At 69.8% G+C, this 12387-nt stretch carries 10 protein-coding genes; 1 reads left to right on the plus strand and 9 read right to left on the minus strand.

The window, feature by feature from the left end; translation table 11 throughout:
• Nucleotides 1-86: 86 nt before the first annotated feature.
• The 8 genes from IPK37_13610 to IPK37_13645 all read right to left on the minus strand — a co-directional run bounded on the left by IPK37_13610 (nucleotide 87) and on the right by IPK37_13645 (nucleotide 10620).
• On the minus strand, nucleotides 87-866 hold the full coding sequence (locus IPK37_13610; GenBank protein QQR99981.1) for a type 1 glutamine amidotransferase: 780 nt from the start codon (nucleotides 864-866) through the stop codon (nucleotides 87-89).
• A 449-nt stretch (nucleotides 867-1315) separates the two neighbouring features.
• The gene (locus tag IPK37_13615; protein QQR99982.1) at nucleotides 1316-2500 is read right to left on the minus strand and encodes an ATP-binding cassette domain-containing protein; all 1185 of its coding nucleotides are present in this window, start codon (nucleotides 2498-2500) and stop codon (nucleotides 1316-1318) included.
• Nucleotides 2497-3579 (minus strand): ABC transporter ATP-binding protein, encoded by a 1083-nt coding sequence (locus tag IPK37_13620; GenBank protein ID QQS02877.1) that lies wholly within the window; start codon nucleotides 3577-3579, stop codon nucleotides 2497-2499. The genes IPK37_13615 and IPK37_13620 overlap by 4 nt, the downstream gene beginning before the upstream one ends.
• A gap of 50 nt (nucleotides 3580-3629) precedes the next feature.
• Nucleotides 3630-4655 carry an ABC transporter permease gene (locus IPK37_13625; protein QQS02878.1) on the minus strand — a complete coding sequence of 342 codons (1026 nt, stop codon included), beginning with the start codon at nucleotides 4653-4655 and terminating at the stop codon, nucleotides 3630-3632.
• A 5-nt stretch (nucleotides 4656-4660) separates the two neighbouring features.
• Nucleotides 4661-5665, minus strand: coding sequence for an ABC transporter permease (locus IPK37_13630; protein ID QQR99983.1), 1005 nt, complete (start codon nucleotides 5663-5665; stop codon nucleotides 4661-4663).
• Nucleotides 5666-5757: 92 nt separating this feature from the next.
• Complete coding sequence (locus IPK37_13635; protein ID QQR99984.1) at nucleotides 5758-7449, minus strand: ABC transporter substrate-binding protein; 1692 nt, start codon at nucleotides 7447-7449, stop codon at nucleotides 5758-5760.
• Nucleotides 7450-7639: 190 nt separating this feature from the next.
• Nucleotides 7640-8068 carry a CBS domain-containing protein gene (locus IPK37_13640; GenBank protein ID QQR99985.1) on the minus strand — a complete coding sequence of 143 codons (429 nt, stop codon included), beginning with the start codon at nucleotides 8066-8068 and terminating at the stop codon, nucleotides 7640-7642.
• A gap of 107 nt (nucleotides 8069-8175) precedes the next feature.
• Nucleotides 8176-10620 carry a sodium-translocating pyrophosphatase gene (locus tag IPK37_13645; protein ID QQR99986.1) on the minus strand — a complete coding sequence of 815 codons (2445 nt, stop codon included), beginning with the start codon at nucleotides 10618-10620 and terminating at the stop codon, nucleotides 8176-8178.
• 213 nt (nucleotides 10621-10833) lie between these two features.
• Between IPK37_13645 and IPK37_13650 the strand changes: the two genes are divergently transcribed.
• Nucleotides 10834-11277 carry an NUDIX domain-containing protein gene (locus IPK37_13650; GenBank protein QQS02879.1) on the plus strand — a complete coding sequence of 148 codons (444 nt, stop codon included), beginning with the start codon at nucleotides 10834-10836 and terminating at the stop codon, nucleotides 11275-11277.
• Nucleotides 11278-11299: 22 nt separating this feature from the next.
• Here IPK37_13650 and IPK37_13655 read toward each other — a convergent pair whose 3' ends face one another.
• The gene (locus IPK37_13655) at nucleotides 11300-12340 is read right to left on the minus strand and encodes a PstS family phosphate ABC transporter substrate-binding protein (GenBank protein QQR99987.1); all 1041 of its coding nucleotides are present in this window, start codon (nucleotides 12338-12340) and stop codon (nucleotides 11300-11302) included.
• Nucleotides 12341-12387: the final 47 nt, after the last annotated feature.

Below are 12387 nucleotides of genomic sequence, written 5' to 3' on the forward strand. Positions count from 1 at the left end.
TTCGGCGGTCCGGGAGCGGAACGGCGCCCCATGGACAACGCGTCTCACGCAGCACGCACCGGGTGCACAGCCCCGGGGTCTCGAGCTCAGCGGTGGTGGATGTGGCCGCGGTACGGCGTCGAGGGAGGCGGCGGCAGGGGGACCACCGCGCGACCGCCGGGACCGGGGCCTGGTCGCCGCGTGGCGGCGAAGAACCGTTCGGCGACGGGCCGCCAGGTCCGCGCCAGATGGGCCTCGCGGGCGGCCACCGCCGCGACGACCTCTTCCGTCGTGTCGACCTGCGGCGCCGGGGCCGAGCCGGTCTTGCGGCGCCATCCGGAGACGATGCCGGCATCCACCTCGGGATGGCCCTGGATGCCCCAGGCCTGCTCCGCGAACCGCAGGATCTGCACGTGCCCCTGATCGTCCCGGGCCAGCACAGTGGCCCCTCCGGGGGCCGTGGTGACGATGTCGGAGTTCCAGTGGAGCATGGCGGCGTGGCCGTCCAGCTCGCCGACGAGGGGGTCCTGGGCCGCCTCGGGGAGCATCCGGACCGCGAAGACACCGCGCCGGGGGCCCTCGGGGCGGACGGACACCCGGCCGCCGAGCGCGACCGCGGCGAGCTGGTGGCCGAGACACAGCCCCAGGAACGGCACGCTCTGGATGACCGACTGGATCACGAGGCTCTTCGCCGCGGTGAGCCAGGGAAACCTCGCGTCGTCGTAGGCGCCCATGTCACCGCCCAGCAGGATGAGGCCGCCGTGTTCGCCGAGGGAGAAGGGCAGCGACTCGCCACGATGGCAGAGGCGGACATCGAGGGCGACCCCGGTGCGCTCCGCCCACGGGGCCAGCAGGCCGGGGGGACACCCGTCCTCGTGTTGAATCACGAGGACAGGACGGGGGCGGGGCATAAAGGCACCCTAGGGACGGTGGCCGCACACGGGGGCCTGGAGATGGGCATGCCGGGACGAGCGGCGTTCAATACGAAGAAGGTTGTTAACACCCGTCGGGGCCGTGGACGGCGCAGTGCAGGATGCTTCCCTCAAGTGTCCAGGTTTGCTCCGGAAAACTCTTGCGATCCTGCGGGTGGGGTCGATAAGGACTGCGGAACGTGGCGGGCGGCGGAGGAGGGGCCGCCGCCCGCCACGGACCATTGACTCGGCTGAGCCGGGTTGCCGGCCCGGGTCGCGTCGCGACGCCGGGCCTTTTCGTCGTTCCGGAGCAGGGCCGCGCGGCCGTCCCGGGGTCGTCTGCCATGCCCGGGGCATTCGGGCCGGTGGTAGGCCCATACGCCGGACCGCCGCGTGCGACGCCGTATGCCGTACCGCCGCGCAGCTCAGCTGATCTCGCCCACTGACGCGGGCCCCAGCAGGGGGCCCCCACCGGGGGCGTCTTCCACCAGCGTGGGGTCGACGAGCTGGGCCTCGACCCGGTGCGGTTGCAGCGCGCCGGTGGCGATCTGCTCCGCGTAGTGGCAGGCCACCCGATGCCCGGGAGCCACGCCCTCGATCGCGACCGCCCGAAGCTCCGGGCGCTCGGAGTCGCAGCGCTCCTGCTGCCGCCACGGGCACCGGGTGTGGAAGCGACAGCCGGCCGGCGGGTTGGCCGGGCTCGGGAGGTCGCCGGTCAGCAGGATCCGCTCGCGCCGGTCCTCCACGGTCGGATCGGGGACCGGCACCGCGGACATCAGCGCCCGCGTGTAGGGGTGCAGCGGGGCGGCGTAGAGGTCGTCGGCGTCGGCCTCCTCGACGAGGGCGCCCAGGTACATGACGCCGACCGTGTCGCTGATGTGCCGCACCACGGCGAGGTCGTGGGCCACCACGAGATAGGTGAGCCCGAACTCGCTCTGCAGGTCCTCCAGCAGGTTGATGACCTGGGCCTGGACCGACACGTCGAGCGCGCTGACGGGTTCGTCGGCCACGACGAGCTGCGGGTCCACGGCGAGGGCCCGGGCGATCCCGATGCGCTGGCGCTGGCCACCCGAGAACTCGTGCGGGTACTTCTTCAGCGCCGCCGCCGGGAGTCCGACCGCGGCCAGCAGCTCGCGCAGCCGCTTGCCGGCGGACTTGACGTCCTTGCCCAGGCCGTGCGCGCGCATGCCCTCGACCAGCAGTGATTCGACCGACTGCCGGGGGTCGAGGCTGGACAGGGGATCCTGGAAGACCATCTGCATGTCCTTGCGGCGGCAGCGCAGCTCCTCGCCCCGCAGGGAGGCGATGTCGACCCCGTCGAAGAGCACCGTGCCCTCCGTCAGGGGCTCCAGCCGCAACAGGGCCCGCCCGAACGTCGACTTGCCGCAGCCCGACTCCCCGACGAGGCCATAGGTCTCGCCGCGATGGATCCGCAGGTCCATGCCGTCCACGGCGTACACATAGCCCACCGTGCGATCCAGGATCACCCCCCGCTTGATGGGGAAATGCACCTTGAGGCCGCGCACGTCGACCAGCACATCGCGGCCGTCGGCACCGTCGCGCGGGTCGCCGCCGGCGGGTGCGGCGGGCGCTGGTACGGCGGTGCTCATGGGCGCTCCTGCTCGGGCTCGGCGATGGTCGGCGCCGACGTAGGCCCAGGCGTGGGCCCAGGCGTGGGCGCGGGCGTGGCGCGCGGCGGGGCCATCGGATGGTGACAGCGCAGGGCCCGGCACGGCGCCGGCTCCGGCAGCTCGGAGATGAGCTGGGGCATCGTCGACACGCACTCGTCAATGGGCTGGCTGCATCGCGGGGCGAAGGCGCAGGCCCCGCTCCACGGCAGGTTGTCCGCCACCGACCCGGGCACCGGGGTGAGCCGGGCACCACGCGGCGCGTCGAGCCGGGGGATCGAGGCCAACAGGCCGGCGGTGTAGGGGTGGCGGGGCTCCGCGAACAGCTCGTGCCGGTCCGCGCGCTCGACGATCTTGCCGCCGTAGAGCACGTTGATCCGGTCGCACAGCCCGGCGACCACGCCGAGGTCGTGGGTGATCATGAGCAGCGCCGTGCCGGAGTCCTCCACCAGCTCCTTGAGCAGGGCGAGGATCTGCGCCTGGATGGTGACGTCGAGCGCGGTCGTGGGCTCGTCGGCGATCAGGAGACGGGGCTGGCAGGCCAGCGCCATCGCGATCAGCGCCCGCTGCCGCATGCCGCCGGAGAGCTGGTGCGGGTATTCCTTCAACCGCCGGTTCGGATCCGGGATGCCCACCTTCTTGAGAAGGTCGCCGGCCAGCGGCATCGCCTCGCTGCGGGATTTGCCGCGGTGCCGCTCGATGACCTCGGTGACCTGCACGCCGATCGGCACCACCGGGTTCAGCGAACTCAGCGGGTCCTGGAAGATCATGGCGAGATCCCGTCCGCGCCGGTCCCGCATCTGGGCCTCGGGCAGCCGAAGCAGGTCGGTGCCCTCCATCTCGACCGACCCCTCGACCCGGTTCCCGCGGCGGGGCAGCAGCCCCATGATCGCCAGCGAGGTCACGGACTTGCCGCAGCCGGACTCCCCGACGAGGCCGACGGTCTGGCCGGGGAAGATGTCGAAGCTCACGTCGTCGACGGCGGTGAACGGCTGCTCGCCCTGGCGGGTGAACGTCACCGAGAGGTTGCGGACCCGGACCAACGCCTCATCGGGGGTCACGCGATGGCGCGGGGCGCCGAACGTCGGGCCGGTCGTCGTGGCCACGCCGCTCACCTCCGGCTCTTCGGGTCGAGGGCCTCGCGCAGGGACTCGCCCATGAGGGTGAACCCGAGGGCGACGACGATGATGCAGATCGCGGGGTAGAAGGCGAGATGCGGGTAGCCGGCCAGGTACATCTGGGCCGTGCCGAGCATCTGCCCCCACTCGGGGATGATGCCGTCGGGGTCGCCGAGGCCGAGGAAGCTCAGCGCCGCGGCGTCGATGATCGCCACGGCGAGCACGAGGGTGGCCTGCACGATGACCGGCCCGAGCGCGTTGGGCAGCATGTGCCTGAAGACGATCGCGCCGGGCTTGACCCCCAACGCGCGGGCCGCCAGCACGTGGTCGCTGTGCCGTTGGGCCAGCATCGTGCCGCGCAGGAGCCGCGCGAAGATCGGGATCTGCACGATCGCGATGGCGATGATGACCGTCCACTGCGACCCCTTGGAGGCGATGGCGGCGATGGAGAACGCCATCAGCAGCGACGGGATGGAGAGCATCACGTCGACCAGGCGCATCACGAGGGAGTCCACCCAGCCGCCCAGCGCCCCCGCCAGGGTGCCCAGGGTCAGCCCGCCGAGCAGGCCGCCGAGCGTGGCGAACACCCCGACGTACAACGTCTGGCGGCTGCCGACGAGAAGCCGGGAGAGCAGGTCGCGCCCCGAGGGGTCGCCGCCGAGCGGGAAGCCGTCCTGCGGCCCCGGCACGGGGTTGGTCTGCTGGCTGATCTGGTTGATCAGCAGGCGTTCCGTCGGGTCGTGGGGGGCCAGCAGCGGCGAGAACAGGGCCAGCAGCAGGAAGAGCACGACGATGGTGGCGCCGGTCAGGAAGATGGGGTTGCGCCGCAGCCGCTTCCAGGCCGAGGCCAGCAGGCTGACGCCCATGCTCTCGTCGAGGTGGCCGGCGTCCGCGACCTGCACCTCGCTGACGTCGTCGACCGTCGCGACGGCGCCGCCGCCGTCGTCGCCGGGCGCCGAGCGCAGCGGGCCCGAGAGGGCGGCCAGGGCGTCGATACGCCGTTTGCGGGAGGACAGCATGGCGCTCACCTGGTCCTTACTCGCGGGTCGACCACGGCGTACAGCACGTCCACGATCAGGTTGACGACGACGTACACGGCCGCCGCGGCCAGGATGAGCACCTGCAGCACGGGGTAGTCGCGTTGCTCGAAGCTCTGCGCGAGCGCGTCGCCGATGCCCGGGAAGTTGAACACCTTCTCCGTCAGCACCGCCCCGGCGAGCAGCGCCCCGATCTGCAGGCCGATCGTCGTGATGACCGGCAGCATCGCGTTGCGCAGCACGTGCCGGCCCCGGATGACGCGCGCCGTGAGGCCCTTGGCCTCGGCGGTCCGCACGTAGTCCTCCTCGAGGACGTCGAGCACGGCGGCGCGGGTGATTCGGAAGATGACGGCGAACGGGATCGTGGACAGCGCCAGCGCGGGCAGGATCAGGTGTTTCAGCGCGTTGAGGGAGGCGTCGAACTCGCGGGTGATGAGCCCGTCGAGGACGAAGAAGTTCGTGATGTGGGTGGCCTCGATGCTCTGCCGGCCGCCGTCCGGGAGCCAATGCAGCTGGATCGCGAAGACGTACTTGAGCAGGAACGCGAGGAAGAACACCGGCACCGCGACCCCGACGAGGGAGCTGAGGATGCCCGCGGTGTCGAGGGCGGATCCCCGGTGCCGGGCGGCGAGATAGCCCAGGGGGATCGCGAGCAGTACGGCGAGCGCGATGGCGCAGATGCTCAGCTCGATGGTGGCCGGAAAGCGCGCGATGAAGATGTCGAGGGCGTCGGTGCCCGGCAGCACGAACGTCGAGGCGCCGAACTGGCCGCGCGCGGCCCGGGACAGGAAGGCGCCGTACTGGACCCAGATGGGCTGGTTCAGCCCCAGCGCCTCCTCGAGCGCCGCGCGGCTCTCCGGGGTGCCGCGGTCGCCGAGCAAGGCCGAGACCGTGCCGCCGGGCAGCGAGTGCAGCCACAGGAAGAGGAGCAGGGACAGCACGAAGACCACCCCGATCATCTGGAGCAGCCGGCGCACGATGAAGCGGACCACAGGGGCCTCCTTGCCAGGGGCGGGTCGGTGCCACGGCAGATGCCAGGCACCGACCCGCCCGCGTCAGGTCGCGTCGGTCAGAGCACGACTGGTCAGCCGATCGTGACGCCCGAGAACTTCTCGTCTGTCAGCGGGCTGGGAACGATCCCCTTGACGGTGTTCTTGACGACGATCGCCGGCGGGGAGTGCGACACTGGAATGGCCGGCAGGTACTGGTCCACCAGCTTCTTGTTCAGGTCCTCGTACTTCTTCGCCCGGGCGCCCTCGTCGGCCGTGGCGTCGGCGTCCTTGAGGGCCTTGACCAGCTCCGGGCCCCAGTCGTAGTTCTTCAGGCCGAACCGGTTGTCCAGGCTGGAGAAGAACGTGCCGATGAAGTTGTCGGCGGTGTTGTAGTCGCCGGTCCAGCCCAGGATGAACATCGAGGCCTTGCCCGCGTCGACCTGGTCCAGGTAGCCACCGTTCCACGGCTTGGTGGTCGTGTTGACCTTGATGCCGGCCTTCTCCAGGTCGGACTTGGCCGCCTCGTAGATCTTCTGCGGTGCGGGCATGTAGGGCCGGGTCACCTCGGAGGGATACCAGAAGTCGAGCGTCATGCCGGTGGCGCCCGCCTCGGTCAGCAGCTGCTTGGCCTTGTCCGGGTTGTACTCCGGAACCTTGAGGTCCTTGTTGTAGCCGGCCACCGTCTCCGGGATGAACTGCGTCGCGGCCTTAGCGGCCTCGGGCAGCTGTGTCTTGACGATCTGCTCCCGGTTGATCGCCATCATGATGGCCTGGCGGACCTTGAGGTCCTTCAGCTTGGGGTTGGTGTTGGGGTTAAATCCGAAGTACATGATGTTGAACGCGGGGCGCGTCTGGACGTTGTTGCCGCCGTCCTTGAGCTGAGCCCAGTCGACCGGGTTCGGGAAGTCGTAACCCTGGATGCTGCCCGACTGTAGCGCCTGCCGGCGCGCGGTCTCATCGGGGATGATCTTGAAGACCAGCTTGGCGATCTTGGGCTTCTCGCCCCAGTAGTTGTCGTTGCGCTTGAGCGTGACGGTCTTGTTGGCCTGGTCGTAATTGTCCAGCATGAATGGGCCGGTGCCGGTCGGGTGCTTGGTGACGTAGTCGTTGAAGGCGAAGCCCTCGCCCTGGGCGGTGACCTGGTTGGCGTTGTACTTCTCCAGCGCCGTGGGGGACTGCATATAGAACGAGGGTAGTCCGAGGATCGCCGGGAACTTGCTGGTCACGCTGGTGAGCTTGAGGTCGACCGTCTTGGCGTCCTTCGCCGTGCACCCGGCGTACAGGGACTTCTCCTTGCCGTCCTTGAACCCGCCGAAGTTCTCCGACCAGTAGAGCGCGGACTTCTGCCCGCCGGTCTGGTTGAACATGCGCTCGAAGTTCTTGCACACGGCCTCGGCGTTGAACTCGGTGCCGTCGGAGAACTTGACGCCCTCGCGCAGGTTGAAGGTCCAGGTCAAGCCGTCGGAGCTGGACTTCCAGTCGGTGGCCAGGCTCTGGCCGCCCTTTTCCGGGTCCGCGGTGCCGGGCTTGAACATGACCAGGCCCTCGAACTGCTGCCGGGCCACCCGGAACGTCTCGCCGTCGGTGGCGTAGAAGGGGTCGAGGACCTTCGGGGCGCCCGCGGCGCCGAACGTGAACGTGTCGCCCCCGCCCCCGCCGCCGCTGGCTGCGGACCCGCCGGTGCCGGTGGACCCGGCGTCGCGCTTGGACTCTGCGCAGGCCGACAGGCCCACGGTCAACAGGGACGCGGCGGCGAGCACCGCGAACGTACGACGTGCAGTCATGAGCTGCCTTTCTCAGGGGAACGCGCTACGCCCTCCTGAGGGCAGCGGCGCACCGTGGGGTCCAGGTGAATGGCAACCTAACCGACGGCCCGGCGCGCTGTCAGCGACACTGCGGGGATTTCTCGTCCCGGTCAGGGCACAGTTCGGATACAGCCGGGCCCTGGCTTGGGGTCGAGCTAACCCCGCGTTATCACTGGTGAAGGTAGCCGGCGAGGTGCTCGGCCTCCGCCTGCAGCTGCCCGATCCGGTGCTTGACGACGTCCCCGATGCTCACCAGACCGATCATCTGGCCGCCCCGGACGACGGGGATGTGCCGGATGCGGCGCTGGGTCATCTCGCCCGACAGCTCCTCGACCGTGGTCTCGGGGGTGCAGGTGATGACCTCGACGGTCATGATGTCGCGCACGGCCGCGTGCAGGGAGTCCGGCCGGTCGGCGAGGCGACGCACGATGTCCCGCTCGCTGACGATGCCGGCGATCGTCGCGCCGTCGTCGCTGACGACCACGGCGCCGATGCCGCGGCTGGCGAGCAGAGCGAGCAGGGCCGAGACGTCGTCGTCGGGACGGATCGTCGCCACGGACGAATCGCCCTTGCCTTTAAGAACATCGGAGATGCGCATGTGGGCACGGTAGAGACGGCGGGAAAGCACGCGGAAGGGGTGTCCGTCTTGTGGACACCCCTCCCGCGAGCATGGGCCGTTCGGCGGTCAACCGCGGCGTCGACCGGTCACGGCTCGGCGATCGCTCCGGCCGGCTCCGGCTCTCCGGCCAGCATCTTTGCGCCCTCGGCGCCCGAGCCGATGCGCATGCCGTAGAAGGAGCGGTAGACGAAGTACGCCGAGATCACGAAGAACGCCGCCGCCAACGCGTGGGTCAGCGTCGTCGAGCCGGCCTGCTCGGCCATCTGCACGGCCAGCTCGACGGCGAGCAGGCCGAACAGCGTCGTGAACTTGATGACCGGGTTGAGCGCCACCGAGCTGGTGTCCTTGTAGGGGTCGCCGACCGTGTCGCCCACGATCGTGGCGTCGTGCAGGGTGGTGCCCTTGGCGTGCAGGTCGACCTCGACGATCTTCTTCGCGTTGTCCCAGGCGCCGCCGGCGTTGGCCATGAAGATCGCCTGGTAGAGGCCGAAGAGCGCGATCGAGATCAGGTAGCCGATGAAGAAGAACGGCTCGAAGAACGCGAACGCCAGGGTCGAGAAGAACACCCCGAGGAACATGTTGAGCATGCCCTTCTGGGCGTATTGCGTGCAGATCTCCACGACCTTGCGGGAGTCCTCCACGGAGGCCTTGGTGACCCCGTCCAGCCGGATGTTGTCCTTGATGAACTCGACGGCCCGGTAGGCGCCGGTGGTGACCGCCTGGATCGAGGCGCCGGTGAACCAGTAGATGACGGCGCCGCCGGCGATCAGGCCGAGCAGGAACGGCGGGTGCATCAGCGAGAGGTTGACCATCTCCTCGTCGCGGCCGCCGGTCAGGGCCATGATGATCGAGAAGATCATCGTGGTGGCGCCCACGACCGCCGTACCGATGAGCACCGGCTTGGCCGTCGCCTTGAAGGTGTTGCCGGCGCCGTCGTTCTCCTCCAGCAGCAGCTTGGCGCGGTCCCAGTTGACGTCGACGCCGTAGTCCTTCTTAAGCTCGGCCTCGATGCCGGGGATGTCCTCGATGACGCTCAGCTCGAAGACGGACTGCGCGTTGTCGGTGACGGGTCCGTAGGAGTCGACGGCGATGGTCACCGGGCCCATGCCGAGGAAGCCGAAGGCCACCAGGCCGAACGCGAAGACGGCCGGGGCGACCATGAGCGCGCCGAGCCCGAGCGAGCCGATGCCGTAGGCGATCCCCATCAGCAGCACGATGGCGATCCCCAGCCAGTAGCCGGAGAAGTTGCCGGCGACCAGGCCGGAGAGGATGTCGAGGCTGGCGCCGCCCTGGCGGGAGGAGATGACGACCTCGCGTACGTGCCGGCTGTGCGTCGAGGTGAAGACCTTGACCAGCTCGGGGATGAGGGCCCCGGCGAGCGTGCCGCAGCTGACGATGATCGACAGCTTCCACCACAGGGTGCCGTCGCCGAGGTCGCCGATGAGCAGTGCCGAGGTGAGGAACGTCATGACGATGCAGACGACGGAGGTCAGCCACACCAGGGCCGACAGCGGGACCTCGAAGTTCATCTTGTCGGCCGTGGCGTACTTGCCCCTGGCCATGATCTCGTTGCCGAGGTAGCTCAGGCCCGAGGCGATGACCATGACCGCGCGGATGACGAAGATCCAGACCAGCAGCTGGACCTGCACCTTCGGGTCGTGAACGGCCAGCAGGATGAAGGTGATGAGCGCGACGCCGGTCACGCCGTACGTCTCGAAGCCGTCCGCGGACGGGCCCACGGAGTCGCCCGCGTTGTCACCGGTGCAGTCGGCGATCACGCCGGGGTTGCGGGCGTCGTCCTCCTTGATCTTGAAGACGATCTTCATGAGGTCGGAGCCGATATCCGCGATCTTGGTGAAGATGCCGCCCGCGATCCGCAGCGCGGACGCTCCGAGCGACTCCCCGATGGCGAAGCCGATGAAGCAGGAGCCGGCGATCTCGCCCGGCAGGAACAGCATGATGACGAGCATCATGAACAGCTCGACCGAGATGAGCACCATGCCGATGCTCATGCCGGACTTCATGGGGATCGCGTAGACGGGGAACGGCTTGCCCGGCAGTGCCGCGAACGCCGTACGGCTGTTGGCGAACGTGTTGACGCGGATGCCGAACCAGGCGACGGCGTACGAGCCGGCCATCCCGATCAGGCTGAACAGCAGCACGATCGCCACGCGGCCGACGCTGAAGTGCATCAACGCGCCGAAGTAGACGCCGATGACGACGGCGATGAACGCCCACAGGATGAGCAGGAACCTGCCCTGCTGGACCAGGTAGGCCTTGCAGGTCTCGTAGATCAGCTCGCTGATCTCGCGCATGGACGCGTGCACCGGCATGTTCTGCAGCTGCCGGTAGGTGAGGAAGCCGAACGCCAGGCCCAGCACGCAGACGATCAACCCGAGCGAGAGCAGCGTGCGACCGCCGATCGCCCCGGAGAAGAACGTGGCCAGGTCGAGATCGGGCAGTCTCAGGTCGGCCTCGCCGGCCGCCGGGAGGGCAGCGTCGAGGAGGGACTGGGGGGAGAGGGGAGACATGAAGGTCCTTCTACGCGTCGGTGCGTTTGCGCACTGCAAGCCGCGTCACCATTGACGCACTTCCATTTGAGTCCGCCCACGCGGGCCTCTGAAGGGACCTAGGTCCCCGCCTGACCAGGGCGAACGCCTGACGTGCCTACTGGCACACTGTCTATCGTGACACGTTCGCCCAGCGACGCCCGCAAGGCCACGCCTGCGCCGACGCGCCCCGACGTGCCGGGTCACCGACCGTATGGCGACGCGGTCGTCGGGGTCGTCGGCGTGGCCGTGGTGGACCGTTTGGCGGCGCCGACGCGACTCCTGGCCGCCCGCCGGATCGGTCCGGGGCCGTTGGCGGGCGGGTGGGAGCTGCCCGGGGGAAAGGTCGAGCCGGGCGAGGAGTGGGAGCACGCCGCCGCCCGCGAACTGCGCGAGGAACTGGGGACCCAGGTCCGACTGGGCGCGTTCGTGCCGGGGCCCGCGCCGGGCGGGCTGTGGCCGCTGGGCGAGCGGCACGTCATGGGCGTGTGGCTGGCCGAGGTCGCGGGCGGTGTCCCGCAGTCGCGCGAGGATCACGATGCGGTGCGCTGGCTCTCGGTCGCGGAGCTGGAGGACGTCGCGTGGTTGCCGGGCGACCTGCCCGTCGTGCGGGCGATCGCGGGCCTGTTGAGCGAATGAAGCGGTACGTCGTGGGGCCGAGCTACTTGACCGCCTCGGCCAGCTGCTCCTTGGCCTTGAGGCGCTGCGTCTCGGTCACCGGCACGACGTCGCTGTCGATGGCGACGTTGCGGGCCCACTGGACGTAGTACTCGACGAACGCCTTGACCTGGGGGCGCTCCTTGAGGCGCTTGCCGTTGACGTAGATATAGAGCGGCCGGCTCAGCGGCGCGTAGCTGCCGTCGAGCACCGTGTCCGCCGTCGGGCTGACGCAGCCCTTTCCGCCGTCCACGGCGACGCCCTTGACCAGGTCGGGGTTCTCGCGTAGGTAGGACAAGCCGAGGAAGCCCACCCCGCCCGGGTGGTCGTGGACCCCGCGGACGGTGGCCATGTCGTCCTCGCTGCCGGCGTAGTCGGCGCGGATTTTCTTCTCTCCGCCCGTGATCGCGGTGGTGAAGAAGTCGAGCGTGCCGGAGTCCTTGTCGGGGCCGTACAGCGACAACGGGGTCGCCGGCAGGGACTCGCGGACCTGCTTCCAGGTCGTCACCCGGCCGGCCGCGTCGGGCTCCCAGAGCTTCTTCAGCTCGGCCGTGGTCAGGCACGTCACCGTCCGGTCGGCGGCCGGGACGATCACGGAGATGCCGTCGTTGGCCACGAGGATCTGGTGCGGTTCGACGCCGGCGGCCTTGCACGCGTCGGTCTCGGCCTGCTCCATGGCCCGCGAGGCGTTGGCGATGTCGAGCTGACCCTTGCAGAACTCCGCCAGGCCGGCCCCGGTGCTGGTGATCTTCGTCGTCACGGTGACGGCGGGGGTGTAGGCGTGGAACCGCTCCCCGATCGACGTGGTCAGCGGCCCCACCGTGGAGGACCCGGCGGTCTCGACGGTGCCGGTGACGCCTCCCGAGCCGCCGACCGTGTTGCCGGTGCCGCCCGTGCCGCCGGTCGACGCCGACCCTGCGGCCGCGCTGGCGGACGACGTACCGCCCGTTCCCCCGGACGAACCGGGGGAGCCGCACGCGGCGACGGCACCGAGGAGCGAGCCGAGGAGCAGGCTGGCGGCGAGCGTACGGGACGAGCGGGACATGCGGGCCTCGGCTTTTCCACCGGCCGCGGCCCGACGCCGCGGCGACC

The organism is Austwickia sp., assembly GCA_016699675.1.
Taxonomy (GTDB): Bacteria; Actinomycetota; Actinomycetes; order Actinomycetales; family Dermatophilaceae; genus Austwickia.